Origin of the sequence: Mariniflexile sp. AS56 (genome assembly GCF_030552475.1) — a bacterium.
GTDB lineage: Bacteria > Bacteroidota > Bacteroidia > Flavobacteriales > Flavobacteriaceae > Mariniflexile.
The window spans coordinates 1-21,131 of sequence record NZ_JAUPED010000005.1 but is presented as its reverse complement, the minus strand read 5'-3'; the positions used below and the strand labels follow the sequence as shown (position 1 = coordinate 21,131).

General features: G+C 34.5%; 20 protein-coding genes. 16 read left to right on the top strand and 4 right to left on the bottom strand.

What is annotated here, in order from left to right; all coding sequences use genetic code 11:
* The 8 genes from Q5N74_RS07395 to Q5N74_RS07360 all read left to right on the top strand — a co-directional run bounded on the left by Q5N74_RS07395 (window position 1) and on the right by Q5N74_RS07360 (window position 8,393).
* Window positions 1-1,656 (top strand): BatD family protein, encoded by a 1,656-nt coding sequence (locus Q5N74_RS07395; RefSeq protein WP_304388109.1) that lies wholly within the window; start codon window positions 1-3, stop codon window positions 1,654-1,656.
* On the top strand, window positions 1,656-2,663 hold the full coding sequence (locus tag Q5N74_RS07390) for a VWA domain-containing protein (RefSeq protein ID WP_304388108.1): 1,008 nt from the start codon (window positions 1,656-1,658) through the stop codon (window positions 2,661-2,663). The genes Q5N74_RS07395 and Q5N74_RS07390 overlap by 1 nt, the downstream gene beginning before the upstream one ends.
* Before the next feature lie 2 nt (window positions 2,664-2,665).
* Entirely contained in the window at window positions 2,666-3,106 is a 441-nt protein-coding gene (locus Q5N74_RS07385) for a cytochrome c oxidase assembly factor Coa1 family protein (RefSeq protein ID WP_304388107.1), read from the top strand.
* 49 nt (window positions 3,107-3,155) lie between these two features.
* Window positions 3,156-4,193, top strand: coding sequence for a VWA domain-containing protein (locus Q5N74_RS07380; protein ID WP_304388106.1), 1,038 nt, complete (start codon window positions 3,156-3,158; stop codon window positions 4,191-4,193).
* Between the two features lie 97 nt (window positions 4,194-4,290).
* Complete coding sequence (locus Q5N74_RS07375; protein ID WP_304388105.1) at window positions 4,291-5,121, top strand: tetratricopeptide repeat protein; 831 nt, start codon at window positions 4,291-4,293, stop codon at window positions 5,119-5,121.
* Window positions 5,122-5,203: 82 nt separating this feature from the next.
* A complete protein-coding gene (locus Q5N74_RS07370; RefSeq protein WP_304388104.1) occupies window positions 5,204-6,976 on the top strand; it encodes a BatD family protein in 1,773 nt (590 codons plus the stop codon).
* 1 nt (window position 6,977) lies between these two features.
* Window positions 6,978-7,727, top strand: coding sequence for an SH3 domain-containing protein (locus Q5N74_RS07365; protein ID WP_304388103.1), 750 nt, complete (start codon window positions 6,978-6,980; stop codon window positions 7,725-7,727).
* A gap of 39 nt (window positions 7,728-7,766) precedes the next feature.
* Window positions 7,767-8,393, top strand: coding sequence for a carbonic anhydrase (locus Q5N74_RS07360; protein WP_304388102.1), 627 nt, complete (start codon window positions 7,767-7,769; stop codon window positions 8,391-8,393).
* Between the two features lie 9 nt (window positions 8,394-8,402).
* On the opposite strand, the gene Q5N74_RS07355 is transcribed toward Q5N74_RS07360, so the two are convergent.
* Window positions 8,403-8,951 carry a CvpA family protein gene (locus Q5N74_RS07355; protein WP_304388101.1) on the bottom strand — a complete coding sequence of 183 codons (549 nt, stop codon included), beginning with the start codon at window positions 8,949-8,951 and terminating at the stop codon, window positions 8,403-8,405.
* A gap of 107 nt (window positions 8,952-9,058) precedes the next feature.
* On the opposite strand from Q5N74_RS07355, the gene Q5N74_RS07350 reads away from it, so the two are divergent.
* The 7 genes from Q5N74_RS07350 (at window position 9,059) to Q5N74_RS07320 (ending at window position 17,402) form a co-directional block, all read left to right on the top strand.
* The gene (locus Q5N74_RS07350; RefSeq protein ID WP_304388100.1) at window positions 9,059-9,415 is read left to right on the top strand and encodes a hypothetical protein; all 357 of its coding nucleotides are present in this window, start codon (window positions 9,059-9,061) and stop codon (window positions 9,413-9,415) included.
* Between the two features lie 131 nt (window positions 9,416-9,546).
* Window positions 9,547-10,566 carry a phenylalanine--tRNA ligase subunit alpha gene (gene pheS, locus Q5N74_RS07345; protein WP_304388099.1) on the top strand — a complete coding sequence of 340 codons (1,020 nt, stop codon included), beginning with the start codon at window positions 9,547-9,549 and terminating at the stop codon, window positions 10,564-10,566.
* 174 nt (window positions 10,567-10,740) lie between these two features.
* Window positions 10,741-11,244, top strand: coding sequence for a GbsR/MarR family transcriptional regulator (locus tag Q5N74_RS07340; RefSeq protein ID WP_304388098.1), 504 nt, complete (start codon window positions 10,741-10,743; stop codon window positions 11,242-11,244).
* An 11-nt stretch (window positions 11,245-11,255) separates the two neighbouring features.
* Window positions 11,256-12,389, top strand: a complete 1,134-nt coding sequence (locus Q5N74_RS07335; RefSeq protein ID WP_304388096.1) for an efflux RND transporter periplasmic adaptor subunit — start codon at window positions 11,256-11,258, stop codon at window positions 12,387-12,389.
* 21 nt (window positions 12,390-12,410) lie between these two features.
* Window positions 12,411-15,548, top strand: a complete 3,138-nt coding sequence (locus Q5N74_RS07330) for an efflux RND transporter permease subunit (RefSeq protein ID WP_304388095.1) — start codon at window positions 12,411-12,413, stop codon at window positions 15,546-15,548.
* Window positions 15,549-15,553: 5 nt separating this feature from the next.
* Window positions 15,554-16,969: an efflux transporter outer membrane subunit gene (locus Q5N74_RS07325; protein WP_304388094.1), complete on the top strand. Its 1,416-nt coding sequence runs from the start codon at window positions 15,554-15,556 to the stop codon at window positions 16,967-16,969.
* A 37-nt stretch (window positions 16,970-17,006) separates the two neighbouring features.
* A complete protein-coding gene (locus Q5N74_RS07320; RefSeq protein ID WP_304388093.1) occupies window positions 17,007-17,402 on the top strand; it encodes a hypothetical protein in 396 nt (131 codons plus the stop codon).
* Between the two features lie 186 nt (window positions 17,403-17,588).
* On the opposite strand, the gene Q5N74_RS07315 is transcribed toward Q5N74_RS07320, so the two are convergent.
* Window positions 17,589-18,590 carry an NAD(P)H-dependent glycerol-3-phosphate dehydrogenase gene (locus tag Q5N74_RS07315; protein WP_304388092.1) on the bottom strand — a complete coding sequence of 334 codons (1,002 nt, stop codon included), beginning with the start codon at window positions 18,588-18,590 and terminating at the stop codon, window positions 17,589-17,591.
* 188 nt (window positions 18,591-18,778) lie between these two features.
* On the opposite strand from Q5N74_RS07315, the gene Q5N74_RS07310 reads away from it, so the two are divergent.
* On the top strand, window positions 18,779-19,717 hold the full coding sequence (locus tag Q5N74_RS07310; RefSeq protein ID WP_304388091.1) for a nicotinic acid mononucleotide adenyltransferase: 939 nt from the start codon (window positions 18,779-18,781) through the stop codon (window positions 19,715-19,717).
* A 184-nt stretch (window positions 19,718-19,901) separates the two neighbouring features.
* Here the strand turns inward: Q5N74_RS07310 and Q5N74_RS07305 are convergent, their stop codons facing one another.
* Together Q5N74_RS07305 and Q5N74_RS07300 are read right to left on the bottom strand one after the other, a co-directional pair.
* Complete coding sequence (locus Q5N74_RS07305) at window positions 19,902-20,144, bottom strand: PID-CTERM protein-sorting domain-containing protein (protein ID WP_304388090.1); 243 nt, start codon at window positions 20,142-20,144, stop codon at window positions 19,902-19,904.
* Between the two features lie 18 nt (window positions 20,145-20,162).
* The coding region (locus Q5N74_RS07300) for a T9SS type A sorting domain-containing protein (RefSeq protein WP_304388089.1) at window positions 20,163-21,131 on the bottom strand (969 nt) is incomplete at its 5' end.

The following is a 21,131-nucleotide window of genomic DNA, read 5'->3' as shown; positions in this document are numbered from 1 at the left end:
ATGATGAATTACAAATTACGAATTACAAATCTTGAAAACAGACAACTAAGAAATTATGCCTTGTCTTTGGTATTGGTTCTTCTATCTTTTGTGTCATTTTCACAAGTAAAATCTTCTATCGATTCTACAAAAATCAAGATAGGGCAGCAAATCACCTTTAAAATTGAAGTAGAAACCAAACCTAACGGCTTGGTGGTATTCCCCGAAGGGCAAACTTTTTCACCTTTGGAAATGATTGAATCGTATGCGATTGATACCATTAAAAATACAGATAAATACAGCCTTATAAAAAAGTACGGTTTAACCCAATTCGATTCTGGGAAATATACCATTCCAAGGCAAAAAATTATTATTGGCGATAAAACCTTTTATACCGATTCTTTAAAAGTTGAGGTGAATAATGTGGTGGTAGACACTACAAAACAAGGGCTTTATGATATAAAACCTATTATTGAAGTAAAAGAAAAAGGCAGTGATTGGTGGAAATACCTTTTGCTAACACTTTTAATAATTGGCGCTGTAGGCTTTTTAATGTATTGGTTTATTTGGCGTAAAAAACCATTAACGGAAGCAGAACAAATAGCTTTATTACCACCTTACGATCGTGCGAAACTAGCACTTAGAAAGTTGGATGAAAGTCATTATTTAGAAACCGAATCTATAAAGGAATATTACTCAGATCTTACTTTCATTATTAGAAAATATCTGGATGAAAAAGTATACGATCGCGCTTTAGAGAGCACCACGGATGAGTTGATTAACAGACTTAAATTATTAAAGGAAGGAAATCAAATTGAGTTAAGTGTTGAAGATATTAAAAATTTAGAAAGCATCTTAAAACGTGCCGATTTGGTGAAGTTTGCTAAATCTGCAGTAGATGTTGAACTTGCTAAATTAGATAGAAAGACCATCGATATTGAGATCGATCACGTAAAAGAAGCGCTTCCAGAACCTACTGAAGAAGAAAAACTTCTAGATGAGCAATATAGAGAACAATTAGAACGTAAAAAGAAACGCAAAAAAATAATCATTACGGTGGTAATTGGTGTGTTCCTTTTAATGGCAACCTTTGTTGGCTTTGGTTTAAAATATGGGTTCAGTTATGTAAAAGACACCATTATTGGTCATGATAGTGTAGAGCTTCTAGAAGGCGATTGGGTAACGAGTGCGTACGGTGTGCCTCCTGTTACTATTTCTACGCCCAAAGTGTTATCGCGCATCGAGCTACCACTTCCAGAGGAAATGAAAGCCCAAGTAACTCAAACAACCTTTATTTACGGTACTTTGTTGGATGTGTTTAGTGTGATGGTAAATACCAACTCATATAAAAATATGGGTGAAAATAAAATTGATGTCGAAAAAGCATCAGAGCAAAGCTTGAAAGGAATTGAAGCGCAAGGAGCTCAAGATATTGTGGTGTTGCGTGATAAATTTATAACACCAAATGGTGCAGAAGGATTAAAAACCTACGGAACATTAAAAATTAAAAACCCAATAAGTCAAAAAATACTAGAAGGAAACTATGTGTTATTGCAATTTGCATCAGAAAATGTGTTACAACAAATTATGATGACTTATCCTGTAAATGATGAGTATGCAGATCAAATAATAGCACGTATTTTAAATTCAGTTGAACTTAAAAAAGCAGAAGAATAATGTTTGAAGGCATCGATTTTTTAAATAAACAATGGTTTTGGGCATTTTTGGTATTGCCTTTGGCGATAGTTTGGTACATTTTCAAACATAAAAAACAAACAGCCGAACTTAAAATATCAAGTTTACAAGGGTTTAAATTAACCAGTTCTTGGTTGCCAAAACTAAAACACGGCTTATTTATATTGCGTTTATTGGCCTTGGCTTTATTAATTACGGCATTGGCAAGACCGCAAACAGTTGATGTGTCTTCTAAAACAAAAACCACTAGAGGTATTGATATTGTAATGGCTATAGATGTTTCGGCAAGTATGTTAGCGAAAGATTTATCTCCAAACAGATTAGAAGCTTTAAAAAATGTAGCGGCAGAGTTTATTAAAGGCAGGCCAAACGATCGCATAGGGTTGGTTGAATATGCCGGAGAAAGTTATACCAGAACACCGGTTACCAGCGATAAATCTATTGTATTACGTTCCTTGAATGATATTAAATACAATACCATTATTGAAGGAGGTACGGCTATAGGTATGGGTTTAGCTACAGCTGTAAATCGTTTAAAAGATAGTAAAGCCAAAAGTAAAGTGATTATTTTATTAACCGATGGGGTTAATAATTCTGGTTTTATAGACCCAAAAATAGCAAGTGAATTAGCTATGGAATATGGCATTAAAACCTATACTATTGGTTTAGGAACTAATGGAATGGCACTCTCACCTGTGGCTTTAGACCCAAGAACAGGCGGTTTTCAATACGCGCGTGTACAGGTAGAAATAGACGAAGTACTATTAAAAGAAATAGCTGCAGTTACAGGTGGAAAGTATTTTAGAGCGACCAATAACAAAAAGTTAGAGGAAATATATGGTGAAATAAACAAACTTGAGAAAACGGATGTAGAAGAGTTTAAATACTATAATTACGAAGAAAAATACCGCCCGTTGGTATTATTGGCGGGCCTATTTATATTAATAGAATTTTTACTTAGAAATACGATTTTTAGGAGTTTTGTATAAAAATGAATGATTTAATCAAGAATAGAAGTTGGTTTCATAGAAGTTGGAAATGGTTCATACCATTAATAATGGTTTTTCTATTTGGGGTATATGCTCTATCAACTACTAAAATTGGTGAAGGTATTGTGACTACAACAGTTGCTTATAGTGAGGGAAAGCTATATGATGGTGCATTGGAAATAGCAAAAAAGAGTATAGAATTACAGGAACTGTTAGGTGATATAGAACCCTTAGATAATTTGGCTATTCTGGAAGGAACCACGATATTTTCAAATAATAACAATACGGTTAAGACGAGTGTAAGGATAAAAGGGAGTAAGTCTAACGGAAAGCTAGATATTTCAGCTGAGAGAAATGGAGCCGTTTGGAATTACAAAGAAATTAATGTAAGAATTAAAGAACCTAAACAAACTATACTAGTTTTGAAGGATGAAGTTGATTAATTCGTGGCAAAATATATAAATAAATCCACGAGAAACAAATAAACAGTTAATGTATCAATTAGATGAAAAAATATGGTTTTGGGCTTTAGGAATTATTCCAGTAATAATCCTATTCTTTTTGCTGCTTCAATTTTGGAAACACCGCACCCAACGCAAATTTGCCGATAAAGCATTATTGAAAAAATTAAGTCCGAATGCCTCAATATTCAAATCGGTTTTAAAAGTGGTGGTGTTAAGTTTAGCTTTTGCGTGTTTAGCAATAGCCTTGGTAAACCCAAAAATAGGTACGAAGCTAGAAACTATAAAACGCGAAGGAGTTGATATTGTATTTGCAGTCGATGTATCTAAAAGTATGCTTGCCGAAGATATTGCACCCAACCGATTGGAAAAAGCAAAGCAATTAGTTACCCAAATTATCAACAATTTAGCGAGCGACCGCGTGGGTATTATTGCTTACGCAGGAAAAGCATTTCCGCAATTGCCTATTACAACCGATTATGGTTCGGCAAAAATGTTTCTTCAAAGCATGAATACCGACATGCTTTCATCGCAAGGAACAGCTATTGATGAAGCCATTAAATTAGCAACAACCTACTTTGATGATGAAGAACAAACCAACCGTATTCTTATTATTATTTCAGATGGGGAAGACCATAGTGAAGGTGCCACAACGATAGCTGAAGAAGCAAACGAAGCAGGTATTAGAATTTTCACTATTGGTGTTGGAGATGTAAAGGGTGGTCCCATTCCAGAAAAACGAAACGGTATTGTTTTAAATTATAAGAAGGATAGTAAGGGAGAAACCGTTATTACGCGGTTAGATGAGGAAACGCTTAAAAATATTGCATCTGAAGCCAATGGTGTGTATTTAAATGGAAAAAACACAAACGATGTCGTTAAAGAAATAGGCGGTATTTTAAACGGTATGGACAAGAAAGAGTTTGAAACCAAGGAGTATGCCGATTTTAAAGACCAGTTTCAATGGTTTTTGGCTTTTGCTGTATTCTTTTTGTTAATAGATATTTTCTTGTTGGAACGCAAAACAGCTTGGTTGAAAAAGTTGAACTTATTCAACGAAAACCTATAATTTCCGCGAAAGCGTTATTTAAATATTTTATAAAACCTTTAACTATAAGCCGTTGTTTGGTTTTATATATTTATCAGTCGATTAAAGAACCATAAAAATGAAGTATATATTTTTTATCATAATAGCACTAACCACGACGTTTTCTTTCGCTCAAGAGCAAGAGAAGGCAGCCCTTTTAGCAGCCAAAAAGGCTAATAATTATGTGTATGAAGGAAATAATTTAATAGGTGAAGATGATTTTGTTTCAGCTGAAAAGGAATATAGAAAAGCCATTTCAGAACAAGGAACAACTGTTTCAGGTATCTATAATTTAGGAAGCTCTTATATTAAAAAAGGAAGTTTTGATGAGGCTTTGTATCGTTTAGATGAAGCGGCAAAAATATCGACATCAAAAGTTGAAAAGCATAAAGCATATCACAACATAGGGAATGTGCTTATGAAGAATAAAAAGTGTAAAGAAGCGGTTGAAGCCTATAAAAATGCCTTAAGAAACGACCCTTCCGATGAGGAAACCCGTTATAATTTGGGCTTAGCTAAAATATGTGCAGAGCAACAAAAAGATAAGGAAGACGATAAAAAGGACGATAAGGACAAGGATAAAAAAGACGACAAAAAGGATCAAGATAAGAAAGACGATAAGGGCGATAATAAAGACGATAAGAAAAATCAAGATCAAAAAGACCAAGACAAAAAAGAGGGCGACGATAAGAAGGATGATAAAGGAAAGCCTAAAGATGAAAAAGACGATAAAGGGAAAGGTGACGAGAAGGAAAAGCAACAGCCGCCACAACCTCGCCCAGGACAAATGTCTCCACAACAGGTTAAGAGTTTATTAGAAGCCATGAACAATCAAGAACAAAAGGTTCAAGAAAAAGTAAATGCTGAAAAGCAAAAAGGCAGCAAAGTAAAAACAGAAAAAGATTGGTAAAACGAATTATGAATTTTGATTTTTACAGGTTCGAGAGCGACATTGTGAATGCAAAATTGTTAATCGTTGTTCGTTAATTATTATGAAATTTATAAAACACACATACATACTATTATTCATACTTGTAACAAGTATGGCTTCTGCACAAGTTAAGTTTGATGCTAAAGTGAGCAAACAAAAACTTGGGGTTAATGAGCGTTTGCGCATCGATTTTGAAATGAATCAAGATGGCGATAATTTCAATCCACCAGATTTTGCTAATTTCACCGTAGTTGGTGGCCCGAATCAATCGGTTAAAAGAGTGTATGCAAATGGGGTTGGAAGCTTCAGCAAAACATATAGCTATTTTTTAGCGCCTAAAGGCCGAGGTAATTTTACTATTGGTCAAGCTACTATTAATATTGGCGGCGAAACGTTCAAGACGGTACCTATTGCAGTTGAGGTTACTGCTGCGGTAGACATCCCTAAAGACCCTAATAATCCAGAGTATATTGCTTCAGAAAATATTCATTTGGTTGCTGAAATTTCAAAAACCAGTCCGTATTTAAATGAAGCTATCACCGTTGTATATAAGCTTTATGTGTCTCCAACCATCGCTGTAGATAACTGGAATGAAATTGATAGCCCACGTTACAACGACTTTTGGAGTCAGAACATAAACACACAAGGACAGAAAGTACAAAACGGTACTTACAAAGGGGAAGATTACCGATTTTTAGTGTTAAAGAAAGTGGTGTTATATCCTCAAAAAACAGGTAAACTTGATATTGAACCTTTAAGTTTAGATATTTCTTTGCGTGTACCAACCAACAGACGCGATATTTTTGGAAGCCTTTTAATGACGCGCACCAACAAAGTAGTTTCTGCTGGGAATAGCACGATTACGGTTAAAGCATTGCCTGAAGAAGGAAAACCTTTAGATTTTTCTGGAGCTGTTGGTAACTTTAGTTTTGAGGTTGTGCCATCAAAAACAAGTTTAGACGCATCCGAATCTTTACAATTAAAAGTAGCAGTTAGTGGAAACGGAAATTTAAAGCTTTTTAAGCTACCTAAAGTGTCGTTGCCAAGTTCACTAGAGGTTTATGAACCGGAATACAAGGAGGAAGTTAATACAACCCTTTCTGGTATGCAGGGAACTATTTCCGATAGTTATACCATCGTACCACAATACAAAGGGAAGTATCCCATACCAAGTATTTCCTTTTCGTACTTCGATTTAAAAACAGAAAGTTATAAGCGTTTAACATCTAACGAAATTGTTTTAGATGTTTTAGGTGGCCCCGTAAATAGTGTCAATGCCAATAATGCAGCCATGGCAAGTAACGGAAAGCAAGCTGTTATTCTTAATAAAGATCAATTTGCATTTATTAAAACCAGCACCAATTTTGTGAGTGTTAGCAGTTCAAAATTCTTTAAAACAACAGGGTTTTGGAGTTTGTTATTACTGCCATTTTTAGCCATTCCTTTAGCGATTATGATTAGAAATAAGAAAGCAACACGCGATGCTGATGTGTATGGTAATAAAATTAGAAAAGCTGATAAGTTGGCTAGAAAATATTTAAGTCATGCTAAAAAATCGCTTGGTAAAAAAGAAGCGTTTTACATTGCTTTAGAGAAAGCGTTACACAATTATTTAAAAGGAAAGTTACACATTGAAACCAGCGATTTAAGTAAGGATAAAATTAATGAATTGTTAGCGGTTAAGCAGGTTGACAACGAGGTGATCGTCGATTTTAATAAAATTTTAGAAAGTTGCGAATTGGCACGTTACACACCTATAGATATTGTAACCATGCAAGAAGATTATGATAAAGCAGCGAAAACTATTTCTTTAATTGATAAACAAGCACGTTAAGATGAAACAGTTATTATACATACTATCGTTTTTGTTCAGTGTTGGTTTGATGGCACAAAATACAGCTGTTTTCGAGCAGGCTAATGCATTATATAACGCCGGAAAATATGGCGATGCTATCGATAAGTATAAAACCATTTTAGATACTAAAAATCATTCAGCTGAACTGTATTTTAATTTAGGGAATGCCCACTATAAATTAAACAATATAGCACCAAGTATTTATTACTATGAAAAGGCATTGCAGTTAGCGCCTAATGATCAAGATATAAAAAACAACTTGGCTTTTGCACAAAACATGACTATTGATGCCATTGAAGTGGTTCCTGAAGCTGGATTATCAAAAATAGTAAATAACGCCACCAACAGAATGGAGTTTGATGGGTGGGCGAAAGTTTCAATTGGCTTTGTGTTTTGTTTTGTAATTTTATTCTTGATATACTATTTTGCTTATTCGTCACTTAGAAAACGTTTAACTTTTTTAGGTAGTTTGGTATCCTTAATATTGATGTGTGTGAGTTTGTTGTTTGCATTTCATAAGTTCAATTTAGATAAAAAGGATAAACCAGCGATTGTGTTTGCTAAAGAAATTTTGGTAAAGAATGCCCCAAATAACAGAAGCGACGAGTCGTTTAGGTTGCATGAAGGCACGAAGGTTCAAGTGTTAGATACGGTTTCAAATTGGAGGAAAATTAAGCTTCAAGACGGTAAAACGGGTTGGGTATCTTCCGAAGATATAAAAGCGCTGTAACTTCCTTTACAGTATCTTTAACCTTATTAATTATTATATATGAACTTAGATAAAGTCTTTCAGAATAATAAACAATGGATTAAGGAGAAGCTAGATACCGATGCACATTATTTTGAAAATTTAGGCGAAGGTCAAAGTCCCGAATTATTATTTATTGGTTGTTCTGATAGTCGCGTTACGGCAGAGGAATTAATGGGTTTGGGACCTGGAGACGTCTTTGTACATCGTAACATTGCTAATATGGTTTCAGGAACCGATTTAAACGTGATGTCGGTTGTTGAATATGCAGTGGTGCATCTTAAAGTCAATCATGTGGTAGTTTGTGGTCATTATGCCTGTGGCGGAGTCAAAGCAGCGATGCAGTCGGCAGATTTAGGTGTCTTAAACCCATGGTTGCGCAACATTCGCGATGTGTACCGAATTCATAAAAGTGAGTTGAACGCTATAAGCGATCAAGAAACTAAATATGATAGACTTGTAGAACTTAATGTGCAAGAACAATGTGTAAACCTCATTAAAACGGCTGCCATTCAAAAAGCAGCTCGCGAACGCGGATTAATAGTGCACGGTTGGGTGTTCGATGTGCATACGGGTGAACTAATAGATTTAAAAATAGACTTCGAAAGTATTCTTGAAAACATTAGAGAGATTTATCATTTAGATTAGATAAAACGTTTATTTAACTATTATTAAGGCTTCGTTTTCTAACGGTTCCTTCTCTAAGTCATCTCCAATTGGTTTGCCATTCACTATTAAATTTGGAAAAATTAAGGGCACAATAGATCTTATAGGCGTGTAAAGTACCGAGGCTTCTTTATCTTCTTCCGCAGTAAACGGAATAGTTGTGTTTATTTTTTCAAAAATAATTAGGATAGCACTTAAAATTACGGCCATTTTTAATCCGCCAAAAAGCGCACCTAATGCTTTGTTAACCAAGCCAAGTGCTGCGAAATCTGCTATTTTTGTTAAGGCTTTTCCTGCCAAAGCAACCGCTAAAACAATAAGAATTAATGTGCCTACAAAGGCCACAATGTTTATAGTATTTTCATTCCAATCTACTTTCTCTTTTAAAAATTTAGAGGCAAAATCACTAAAGTGGAAAGCGCCGTAAACCCCAGCGATTAAAGCAACTAAGGAAGCTACTTCAACAAAAAGTCCGCGCCAAAAACCACGTACCAACCCAAGAATTAAAAAGGCTAATAAAACAATATCTAAAGCATTCATTAAAACAGTTTTTGTAAATATATAATTTTTTAAACAGAGAAGCAGTCTAGACCCATAGAGGTTTACTAACTTTGCAACTTTCAAACATTAAATTTTCCACTCGAGAAATGTCTAGAGACGAACAATTAAAAGAACGCTGGGAATTGGTAGTAAATAAACTATCCAATCAATTTGCCGATGGTGATACACTAGACCTCGATGCTATTATTTATTTAATAGGTGTGCAAGAATTAGGGCAATTAGATAAAACCTTTAAAAAAGACCAAAAATTAGATTTAATGCACATAGCCATTTGTAAGTTGCTCGCGCCTTACGGTTATTATGAACTTGAGTATGTAGATGATGAAGGTTGGCCACATTACAAAACTATAGGTGAATTGCCTCATTTAAAAGCAGGTGAGCAAAGTGTTTTAATGAAAGAAGCGGTTGTAAATTACTTTTTAGAAACCGAATACATAAATTAGTTTTTTTGAGTTATTGCTTAGCGAATTTTTCATTTGCTGAAGCTATCTGTGTCTTTTTTACAGATTACTTCGTGGTTTCCACCTAGTAATGACTAGAAATTAATTAAATTTGCCATCATTTTAAGGAAGTTATGATAGACAAGATAAAAGAACTTATTGCCGAAGCGGATGCCTTTAAAGCACAGACTAAGGAAGAAGTAGAGGTTTTTAGAATAAAATATTTAGGAAAAAAAGGGTTGCTTAACGACTTTTTTGCCGAGTTTAAAAACGTTGCCAACGACCAGAAAAAGGAATTTGGACAAACTATAAACACCCTTAAAAAAGTAGCGGAAGCGAAAGTAAATACTTTAAAAGAAGAGCTAGAAAGTAAGGAAGAAGTAAAAGGTATTTATGGCGATTTATCGCGCCCAGGAAGTCCTATTCAAATAGGTGCGCGTCATCCTATTTCTATTGTTAAAAATCAAATTACCGATATCTTTTCGAACATTGGTTTTAATGTAAGTGAAGGTCCGGAGATAGAAGATGATTGGCATAATTTTACAGCTTTAAACCTGCCGGAATACCATCCAGCACGTGATATGCAGGATACGTTTTTTGTGCAAACAGATCCAGATATTTTATTACGCACACACACCAGTTCGGTACAGGTGCGTTATATGGAAGAAAACCAACCGCCTATACGTACTATTTCTCCGGGACGTGTATACCGTAACGAAGCTATTTCAGCGCGTTCTCATTGTTTTTTCCATCAGGTAGAAGGTTTGTATATTGATAAAGATGTGAGTTTTGCCGATTTAAAGCAAACGCTACAATATTTTACTACTCAAATGTTTGGAAAATCGAAGATACGCTTACGTCCATCTTATTTCCCGTTTACAGAGCCAAGCGCAGAAATTGATGTGTACTGGGGATTGGAAACTGAATCTGATTACCGCATTACTAAAGGTACAGGTTGGTTAGAAATTGGTGGCTGTGGTATGGTAGATCCAAACGTTTTAGAAAACTGCAAAATAGATTCTAAAGAATATTCTGGTTTTGCTTTTGGTGTAGGTATCGATCGTATTGCGATGTTACTTCACCAAATAAATGATATACGTTTATTAAGTGAAAATGATGTTAGGTTTTTAGAGCAGTTTAAGTCTGCATTATAAGCTATAAATTCATTTTAATATTATTTCTTAAGCCGATGATTTCATCGGCTTTTTTATTTAACAATTTTTTAACTTCGTTTAGTTCGGTTTGTTCCGAACTAGTTTTATTTTTGCAGAAATATTTACTGTGCATGAATACATTGAGTTCGCTATTCAGTAATAAAATAATCAAAAATGAAAGATAACGTTTGCAAAGAAAAAATGGCTCTGGTTGAAAAACTAGGTGTGCATTTGGAAAACAGAGAGCAGTTAGCTCCTGTTGCGGCCCGTATACTATCTTATATTATACTTACAGGTAAAGCAGGAACTACTTTTGAAGATATGGTAAGCATTCTTTGTGCTAGTAAAAGTACCATTTCAACGCATTTAAATCATCTGCAAGATTTAAATAAAATTCAGTATTTCACAAAAACTGGAGATCGTAAAAAGTATTTTATAATTAATAAAGACATCATAATCCAACACATTGATAAAATGGTAAATCATTGGGATGAAGAGCGAAAAATACATTTAGAGATTAAAGATTATAAGGAAGTAATAAACAACTTTAAGATCGAGAAAGAAGAAGAGAAATTTGATTTAGAATTCCATACAGATTACATTAAATATATAGACGAAGCCAGCGCTTCCATAACCGCTTTAAAAACAAAAATAACAGACAATACAATTAGTATTTAAACTCAGATAAAATGAAAAAAAATAATATATACACCGTATTAACACTAAGCTTCGTGTTACTTTTTTTAAGTTGTGGCAGTAAAGGAGATGCAAAAGCGGCAGCAGCATCTGCGGCTCCCTTACCTTTCCCTGTAGCCCAATTAGAGCCAAAAACAGTAACGGGTTTTCAGGAATACCCAACAAATTTAGAAGGTATTATAAACAGTGCAGTTCGTGCAAAAACATCTGGTTATATCCAAAAAGTGATGGTCGATGAAGGTGAGAAAGTACGTAAAGGTCAAGTGTTATTCAAATTAGAAACACAGTCTTTAAGTCAAGATGCAGGTGCAGCCAAAGCACGTGTTAATGTGGCACAAGTAGAGGTGAATAAATTAATTCCTTTAGTTGAAAAAAATATTATTAGTGCTGTGCAACTTGAAACGGCTAAGGCTAATTTAGCACAGGCAAAAGCGAATTACAGCAGTGTCTCTGCAAATATTGGTTATGCTACGATTAAAAGTCCTGTAGACGGTTTTATTGGTGCTATTAATTTTAGAGAAGGTACATTGGTAAGCCCAAACGATGGGGCACCATTAACAACCGTGAGTGATATTAGTAAAGTTTATGCGTTTTTCAGCTTGAATGAAACGCAGTATTTAAACTTTTTGCAAAATGCAGAAGGTGCTAGTTTAAAAGAAAAGCTAGATAATTATAGTGCTGTAAATTTAATTTTAGCTAACGGAAGTACATATTCTGAAAAAGGGAAAATTGAAACTAGTACAGGGCAAGTCAATAAAAGCACAGGAACCGTAAGTTTAAGAGCGGTTTTTAATAACCCAACACAGTTATTAACTAACGGAAATAGTGGTAAAATTCAAATACCTACCGTTTATGAAAACGTGACGGTGGTACCTCAAGAAGCTACTTACGAACAACAGGGCAATGTTATGATTTACAAATTGGGTGACGATAACAAAGTGGTTACTACGCTTATAAAAGTGAAAGCAACAATTGGTAATCTATATGTTATAGAATCTGGAGTAGATGCTAAAGATAAAATTGTTACCACAGGAGTTGGTAAATTAAGAAATGGTGTTGAAATAGTACCCATGGAGGTTTCTTTTGAAGAGGCTACGAAACCAATAGCTACATTATTTAAAAACTAGAAATCTACAAATACATTAGTCATGTTAAAAACATTTATTGAAAGACCCGTACTTTCAACGGTAATTTCTATTATCATAGTTGTGCTAGGTTTAATAAGTATTACAAGCCTGCCAATAGAAGAGTATCCAGATATTGCACCACCAACAATTAAAGTAGTTGCTTCGTATCCAGGAGCTAATGCCGAAACGGTTTTGGAAAGTGTTATTGTTCCTATAGAGGAGCAAATTAATGGTGTAGAAGGGATGACCTATATTACTTCTACAGCATCTAATACAGGTTCAGCTGAAATTACCGTTTATTTTGATCAGAAAATGGATGCAGATATTGCTGCCGTTAACGTTCAAAATCGTGTATCTAGAGCAACACCCTTATTGCCTCAAGAAGTTATACAAACGGGTGTAACAACACAAAAGCAAGAAACCAGTGCGTTGATGTTTATTTCTATGTATTCTGAAAGTGAAGACTATGATGCTACATTTATTCAGAATTACTTAAAAATAAACGTAATTCCTGCCATGCAACGTATTAGTGGTGTTGGAGATGTTAGTGTATTCTCGCAACAAGATTACGCCATGCGTGTTTGGTTAAAACCTGCAAAATTAGCAGCATATAATTTAATTCCATCAGATATATCTGCAGCTTTAAAAGAACAAAATTTAGAAGCAGCAGCAGGATCTTTAGGTCAAAATAACGGGGAAGCATTCTCTTATACATTAACCTATAGTGGACGATTCAAAGAAGCAAAACAATATGGAGATATTGTTATAAAGGCATTAGGCAACGGCGAGTTTCTTCGTTTAAATGATGTAGCAACTATCGAGTTAGATGCACAATCATACGCAGCCAATGCAACAAGTAAGGGGAATCCAGCCGTTTTCATGGGGATTTTCCAAACCAAGGGTTCTAATGCTCGTGAGATTATTGAAAACATAAAAGTGACCTTGGAATCGGTTAAAAAAGACCTTCCAGAAGGATTGGATGTTTTTATTCCGTATGATACTAGTTTGTTTTTAAATGCGTCTATTGAAAAAGTAATTAGCACCTTACTAGAGGCTTTTATACTTGTGTTTTTGGTAGTATTTCTTTTCTTGCAAGATTTTAGATCTACCTTGATTCCAGCCATTGCAGTGCCGGTTTCTATTATTGGTACCTTCTTTTTCTTGAGTGTTTTTGGCTATTCCATTAACCTCTTAACGCTATTCGCATTAGTCCTCGCCATTGGTATTGTGGTGGATGATGCTATTGTTGTTGTAGAGGCGGTTCATACTAAAATGGATGAAGGTGAAAAGAATCCTAAAAAGGCAACGCTTACAGCGATGAACGAAATATCTGGAGCCATCATTTCTATTACTTTGGTAATGGCAGCGGTATTTATTCCGGTAACGTTTGTAACAGGACCAACTGGGGTATTTTATGAACAATTTGGGGTTACATTAATTATTGCCATTCTTATTTCGGCAGTAAATGCTTTAACATTAAGTCCTGCGTTATGTGCTTTATTATTAAAAACACATAAGGATGATGAAGAGTTAAAAGGTAAAAGTCCTTTAAAACGTTTTTACACCGTTTTTAACCGTGGGTTTAATGCCACTGTAGAACGATATGGTAGATCACTCCAATTTTTATACAAAAGAAAATGGGTGCCTGTTTTATTATTGCTTTTAGCTGTAGTTGGTATTTTCTGGGCTTCTAAAACAACTCCAACAGGATTTGTACCTAATGAAGATAGAGGAATTATTTTTGCAAATATAGAATTACCAGCAGGGTCTTCTTTAGATAGAACAGACGAGGTTACAAAAGATTTATACGACAGAATAAATGGTTTAGACGGTATTGTAGCGGTTAACTTTATTAAAGGTAGAAGTTTAATTAGTGGAGCTGGTAGTAATTACGGTTTTGGTATTATAAAACTTAAAGATTGGAGTGAGCGTGGAACCGAAGCATTATCGGCAACAGCCATTACAGGTAAACTATTTGGAATTGTCGCATCTATTCCAGAGGCAAAGATTATTTTCTTTTCACCACCAAGTATTCGTGGTTTTGGTAACTCATCTGGTTTTGAGGTTAATTTATTAGATAAGTTTGGTGGCGAGTTCACCGATTTAGACACGGCAAATAAGGAATTTGCCATGGCTTTAATGTCGCATCCAGAAATTAAATACGCACAATCCTCTTTTAATACAGAATATCCACAATATGAAATGGAAGTTAACGTGCCTTTAGCTAAAGAAAAAGGGGTGCCAATTAACAGTATATTTTCAACCTTACAAGGGTATATAGGGGGTATTTATGCCTCTGATTTTTCTAAATTCGGAAAACAATTTAGAGTTTATATTCAAGCCTTACCAGATGATAGAGCAGGTGTAGACGATTTAAACAGTATGTATGTAAGAACAGATTCTGGAGAGATGACACCTATTACACAGTTTGTAAACTTAAAACGAGTGTATGGTCCGCAATCGGTAACGCGTTTTAACTTATTTAACTCGACGTCTATTACAGGTGCTACAAATGAAGGATTTAGTACAGGAGATGCTATTCGAATTATTGAAGAAGAAGTTGCCAAATTACCAAGTAATTACACCGTGGCGTATTCTGGTTTAACTAGGGAGGAAGTTAGTGCAGGGAACCAAACCACATTTATTTTCGCATTAAGTATTTTATTTGTGTACTTCTTATTAAGTGCTCAATACGAAAGTTATTTACTGCCATTTGCGGTGATACTTTCACTACCGTTTGGTGTATTTGGAGCCTATATAAGTACCAAGTTTTTAGGATTGGAAAACAATATTTATTTCCAAATTGCTTTAATCATGCTTATTGGTTTGCTGGCTAAAAACGCCATTCTTATTGTAGAATTTGCACTCGCCAGGCGTAAAAATGGCGAAAGCATTGTGAATGCTGCTATTAACGGTGCAAAAACACGTTTACGACCTATTTTAATGACCTCTTTCGCTTTTATTTTAGGCTTAATGCCATTAGTGTTAGCAAAAGGTGTTGGTGCCGAAGGAAACAACTCTATTGGTACAGGTGCCGCAGGCGGAATGCTTATTGGTACTATTTTAGGTGTATTTGTTATTCCTGTATTATTTATATTATTTCAGTGGTTACAAGAAAAAGTTTCGAGTAAACCAGCAATACAAACTATTGAAGATTAAGAAGAATGAAATCAATTATAAAACATAGAAATTTTAGTAAAATCATGCTTTTAGGGCTGGTTTTAATCACCCTAGAAAGTTGTTTTGTGGCTAAAGACTACGAACGTCCACTAGTAGAAACAGAAGCGCTTTACCGTACAGATAATTTACCAACCGATAGTGTGTCGATGGCTAATGTGTCTTGGAAAACCTTATTTAACGATGCGCTATTAAATCAATATATAGAAGAAGGACTCCAAAATAATATGGATGTTCGTATCGCGATGCAACAAATGGCTGCAGCCGAAGCTTATGCGAAACAAGGAAAAGCGGGTTATTTTCCAACCTTAAGTATAAGCGGAAATTTAACCCACCAAGAGTTGTCAAAAAATAGTCAGTTTGGTTCGTTTTTAACAAACACATCAACCGATCAGTATGATATAACTGGAAATTTATCATGGGAAGCTGATATTTGGGGAAAAATTAGAAGCAATAAACGAGCAACACAAGCGGGTTATTTGCAAAGTGTTGCAGGGCATCAAGCAGTGAAAACACAGCTTATTTCTAGTATTGCCAACACCTATTATAATTTATTAGCTTTAGACGCACAGTTAGTTGTTACCAAACAAACCATTGCAACTAGAGAAAGCGGTGTAGAAACCATTAAAGCTTTAAAGGAAGCTGGAAATGTAACGCAAGTTGCTGTAGATCAAAATATAGCACAATATAATAGCGCCAAGGCATTACAGGTAGATTTGGAATTTGCCATTTTTAAAGCTGAAAACACACTAAGTATTTTATTGGGTAAATCACCACAACGTTTTGAGCGTGGTAGTTTAGCCAATCAAAAAATTGATGAAGATATCACACTTGGGGTGCCAACAAGTTTACTTGTTAATCGCCCAGATGTGATGGCGGCAGAGTATGGGTTAATTCAAAATTTTGAATTAACAAATGCAGCAAGAAGCAGTTTTTATCCGTCTTTAAAATTAACAGCCTCAGGCGGTTTACAGAGTTTAGATTTAGACCAATTATTCAATGCAAATTCGTTATTTGCTACGATTATTGGCGGATTAACACAACCTATTTTTAATAAACGTAGTTTAAAAACTCAGCAAGAAGTTGCCTTAGCAAACCAAGAACAAGCTTTGTTAACTTTTAAGAAAACCTTATTGATTGCTGGAAACGAGGTTTCTAACGCGCTATATAGTTTTAATGCGGAAACCAAAAAATTTCAGTTTAGAACTTTGGAGGTCGAGGCGTTACGACAAGCGGAAAGCAACTCGGAAGAATTACTTAAAAACGGGTATGCGAATTATTTAGATTTATTAACAGCCAGACAAAGCGCTTTAAGTGCCGAATTGAATGTGATTGATAGCCAGTTGAAACAATTAACTTCTATAGTCGATTTATATGAAGCGCTAGGTGGTGGCTGGAAGTAGTATAAAAATATAGAAATAGTTTACTTATTTTTGCCGGATGAAGAAAGATATTGAAATCCCAAAAGTGGAAGGTGTTTACGTGGCGATTGTAAATGAGTACAACGATATTTATAAAACCCAAGATTGGAACGCTTATATAATTAACGATAAAGAAGTTGATTTAGAGATGGTTTTAATTGTAACAACAGGTTATTCTGAAGAGAAAATAACATCGACCTTTAGAAAGAAATTGGATGTGTTACCTAAAAAAAGTTATGCCAAAATTGAGTTGATGCAAGAGGATTTGTTTGCATTAAATAATACGTTTAAGGTGTCTTTTTTTGAAGGGAATGCGATGTTCGATAAAACCTATTTGTTTAGAAAAAACACGGTAAATTTAAAGGCATTACAAGCTATTCCTTTAATGGAAGTTAAAGGGGTTTTGGTGAAATAACAGATTCCTGCGAAAGCAGGAACCTGTTTAAATTAAATGTTGTATTCTTTTAAAATTCTGAAATTGCGTTAGGGATAGCAGCGGAAAGCCCACAGCGAGGCACGAGCGAGGACTTGTAGAGAATAGCCCGACCTTTAGGTAACGCCCAAATAAACGGATTGCTTCGTGGTTTTTTTAAATTGAAAATTAATCCAATCTATCAGTCAGTTTTTTAAAGGTTTTTTTTGGGTCTTTACCTTCGTACAATATATCATAAACCGCATTGATTATTGGTAAGCGTGTTTTTTTGCTGTTTTTTTCGTTTAGTAAATGGGCACTTTTAGTGGCATAAAAACCTTCTGCTACCATGCTCATTTCCATTTGTGCACTTTTTACGGTGTAACCCTTTCCAATCATGTTTCCAAACATACGGTTTCTAGAAAATACCGAATAGCCCGTAACTAATAAATCGCCTAAATAAGCAGAATTATTAATGTTACGTTTCATTTTATGCATTTTTTTAATAAAGCGTTTCATTTCACGAATGGAGTTGCTCATTAACACACTCTGGAAGTTGTCTCCATAGCCCAAACCATGTGCTATGCCTGCTGCAATGGCGTAAATATTTTTAAGCATTACGGCATATTCTATACCTATAATGTCGTCGCTAATTTTGGTTTTTATATAATCGCTTGATAAAGTATCGGCAATAGTTTGTGCCTTTTTAGCATCGGAACATGAAATGGTTAAGTATGATAAACGCTCTAAAGCAACCTCTTCGGCATGGCAAGGTCCCGCAATAATGGCAATGTTATTATAGGGGATTTTATAAGATTCATGAAAATGTTCGCCCAATAATAAACCAGATTCTGGTAAAATACCTTTTACAGCAGAAACTACTATTTTATTAGAGATATCAACCGTTAATTTTTCTAATTCGCTATGAATAAAAGCAGAAGGAATTACAAAAATTAATACATCAGCATAATCTGCAATCTCGTTAATATCATTACTAAGTTTTAATTGGTCTATATGAAACTCAACCGAACTTAGATAATTAGGGTTGTGGTATTCTCTTAACAAATGCTCTTTGGTGTAAACACTTCGCATGTACCAGCCCACTTCATCTAAATTTTCACAAAGCATTTTCACAATAGCTGTTGCCCAACTTCCTGCGCCAAAAACTGCGTATTTTAAAGGTTTATTCATATAAAGTTTCGTTGTTTATATTTCAAAAATACGTAAAATATTTTTCGGTATTGGGAACAAAGTACTATAAATAAATACAAAAAGTGGTATATGGAATGTACAGCCATTGCAATTGAAAACTAAGCATAAAAATTTTTTGGCACGTGTTTTGAAAACTATTAAACTATAAACACTAAAAACGATTGATTATGAAGACTATAAAATTACTTTTCACATTTGCATTATCAGCGACCTTATTCACTTCGTGTTATACCGAGGTTCTTATAGATGATTACGATAATACGCCACAAGTATCATTAAACCAATTATTAGGTTCGTATGAGTTGTGGTATGTAGATATTAATGCCACCAAAGGGTATGGTGAAACTCCATTTTTACAAAAGGCCTTTACCATGTCGTTTAGAAACGGTGGTGTGTATGCTAATAATAATATTGTTGGTTTAGGAGATACCGGTAATGGTTATGGAATTAAAGTTGGAAATTATGATGCTTATGATATGATTTTAGATGTATCGCATGTTATTGATGGTTTCTCGACATTCGATATTTATCAAGTTGATAACAATACCATAGAACTTTACAACCCTAATAACGATACCTCATACTTTTTAGATGGTTACCAACGTAGCAATTTCGATTATGATTTTGTGTTTTATGATAACATTCATTATTTCTTGCAAGAGTATAATGCCTGGGAAAAGGTTTACACCAGTGATTATGGCGCTATTAATGAGTTTGATAACGAAAACTTTTTACAGTTTTTAGCTGGCGGAAACGATTCGACTTTTAAAAGCTCGCAAGATGGTAATGGTACTAGTTCTAATAACCTGTACTGGGATTATACGGGTATCTATGGTGTTGGAAATGTTACAGGTAATAACAAGCTTAAAACTTTAACATTAGATTATGACTACTTCGACAATGAATATTTTGAATTGAGCGTTATTAATGACGGTAAGATAGAATTGTATCACGCAGATTCTGGAACGGCCTACGAGTTTGTTGGTAGAGGTTATATACAGTTTATGAAAACCACAGACACCAAAGGGAAAACAGCAACAACAGAAAAAATGCGTAAGTATAGAAAAGATAAAGTAGATAACCCAAGAACAAATACAAGGGGTTAATAAAAATTTGGTTGGTTATTTGGTTAAAAACCGTTTAAAGATATATTCTTTGGGCGGTTTTTTTTGTGGTATTTTATCGTAATCTTTATTCTATTTTGAGGGAATGGCGAATCTTAATAATCCTATTCAAAAAGAAAAAGGCTTTCCCTAAGAAAAGCCTTTTTTAATTCTACTGTAATAAGGTTTATTGCTCTTTTTTGTTACGTAATTTTTTAATTCCAAAAGCAGCAGCACCTGCTAACAGGATGGCTAGCCCGCCGTCTAGAGGAATAGAATCTGGGTTGTCTTGAACGTTGTTATCGCTTTGTCCACCAAGATTAGGAGGGCCTGCAATACCTTGAGCTTGTATGTTGGTTGTGCATATAAAAGCAATTATTACAACCATTACTTTTAAAGTTTTAATTAAGGTGTTTTTTGAATTTTTCATAATTTATAAATTTATTAGTTAGTTAATCATTAATTTTTTAGTTATTGATTTGCCTTCAGAAGTTAACTTTACAAAGTATAAACCACTATTAATAACGTTAGTGTTTATAGCCTCTTCGATACCTGCTTTTAAGTTTGTTTTATGCAATATTTTGGCCCCTAAAGCATTGTAGATAGTCATTTCCAAATCTTTCATATTTTGTGGAATGTTTAAATAAAACCTGCCTGTATTAGTTGGATTTGGGTAAAGTAAAATTTCATTTAGATTCTTGTACTCCACAGATAGTCTTTTAGCATTATAGATAATTTTAAATCTGTTTCCAGCCTTAGAATCTGGCACATCATTTTCTACGTTAAAAGGATAATTTACAGTTCCGTTAAGTGGGATTTCTGTTAACACATTTTTATAAGAATCTAGTAAATAAGGAACTTCTCCTTGCAAACTAATACCTTCAGCTACTATAGTATAATTACTAAATCGGTAGGTGTTAATTTCTAAAGGAATTTCATCTAAATTATTAGGTGTTGCTCTACTTTCAATACCTAGTAAGGTGCCCTTGTTTGAAGTTGCAAAATTTTCATCCAAATTGGTGAATTTTACAGCATCTTCACTATCAATGTCATTATTGCCAGCATCATCGAATAGTATTAATAAACCATCTGCAGCTGTTTGGTTGTTTGCTAATGCATTGTTTTCAAATAATAATAGGCGTAAACGGCCAGTACTAGCAGCTTTCTTATCTATAGATTTAAATACCTGTGTTTGAGGATTAGATACGTTTTTACTTGATTGGGTAAAAGTTAAATGTGTGGGTCCTGTTAGGGTAGTTTGAACAAATCCCGCCTGTCCTGCTTGTAAATATTGATTTGCTTGACCTGCAGATGGAATTCCAAACCTGACATTTATAGACACATAAGCACCTCTAGTTCCTAAAGTAGGGTCCCAAGCCCAATAGTAATTTGGATTCACATTTGTAGAATTTGTTGT

Bases quoted from the DNA above. Each gene is read 5' to 3' on its own strand.
- Q5N74_RS07335 (WP_304388096.1), top strand. From the start codon at position 11,256: ATGAAAAAAAATAATATATACACCGTATTAACACTAAGCTTCGTGTTA.
- Q5N74_RS07350 (WP_304388100.1), top strand. From the start codon at position 9,059: ATGTCTAGAGACGAACAATTAAAAGAACGCTGGGAATTGGTAGTAAAT.
- Q5N74_RS07340 (WP_304388098.1), top strand. From the start codon at position 10,741: ATGAAAGATAACGTTTGCAAAGAAAAAATGGCTCTGGTTGAAAAACTA.
- Q5N74_RS07310 (WP_304388091.1), top strand. From the start codon at position 18,779: ATGAAGACTATAAAATTACTTTTCACATTTGCATTATCAGCGACCTTA.
- Q5N74_RS07365 (WP_304388103.1), top strand. From the start codon at position 6,978: ATGAAACAGTTATTATACATACTATCGTTTTTGTTCAGTGTTGGTTTG.
- Q5N74_RS07360 (WP_304388102.1), top strand. From the start codon at position 7,767: ATGAACTTAGATAAAGTCTTTCAGAATAATAAACAATGGATTAAGGAG.
- Q5N74_RS07305 (WP_304388090.1), bottom strand. From the start codon at position 20,144: ATGAAAAATTCAAAAAACACCTTAATTAAAACTTTAAAAGTAATGGTT.
- Q5N74_RS07380 (WP_304388106.1), top strand. From the start codon at position 3,156: ATGTATCAATTAGATGAAAAAATATGGTTTTGGGCTTTAGGAATTATT.
- Q5N74_RS07390 (WP_304388108.1), top strand. From the start codon at position 1,656: ATGTTTGAAGGCATCGATTTTTTAAATAAACAATGGTTTTGGGCATTT.
- Q5N74_RS07320 (WP_304388093.1), top strand. From the start codon at position 17,007: ATGAAGAAAGATATTGAAATCCCAAAAGTGGAAGGTGTTTACGTGGCG.
- Q5N74_RS07315 (WP_304388092.1), bottom strand. From the start codon at position 18,590: ATGAATAAACCTTTAAAATACGCAGTTTTTGGCGCAGGAAGTTGGGCA.
- Q5N74_RS07385 (WP_304388107.1), top strand. From the start codon at position 2,666: ATGAATGATTTAATCAAGAATAGAAGTTGGTTTCATAGAAGTTGGAAA.
- pheS (WP_304388099.1), top strand. From the start codon at position 9,547: ATGATAGACAAGATAAAAGAACTTATTGCCGAAGCGGATGCCTTTAAA.
- Q5N74_RS07355 (WP_304388101.1), bottom strand. From the start codon at position 8,951: ATGAATGCTTTAGATATTGTTTTATTAGCCTTTTTAATTCTTGGGTTG.
- Q5N74_RS07375 (WP_304388105.1), top strand. From the start codon at position 4,291: ATGAAGTATATATTTTTTATCATAATAGCACTAACCACGACGTTTTCT.
- Q5N74_RS07370 (WP_304388104.1), top strand. From the start codon at position 5,204: ATGAAATTTATAAAACACACATACATACTATTATTCATACTTGTAACA.
- Q5N74_RS07330 (WP_304388095.1), top strand. From the start codon at position 12,411: ATGTTAAAAACATTTATTGAAAGACCCGTACTTTCAACGGTAATTTCT.
- Q5N74_RS07395 (WP_304388109.1), top strand. From the start codon at position 1: ATGATGAATTACAAATTACGAATTACAAATCTTGAAAACAGACAACTA.
- Q5N74_RS07325 (WP_304388094.1), top strand. From the start codon at position 15,554: ATGAAATCAATTATAAAACATAGAAATTTTAGTAAAATCATGCTTTTA.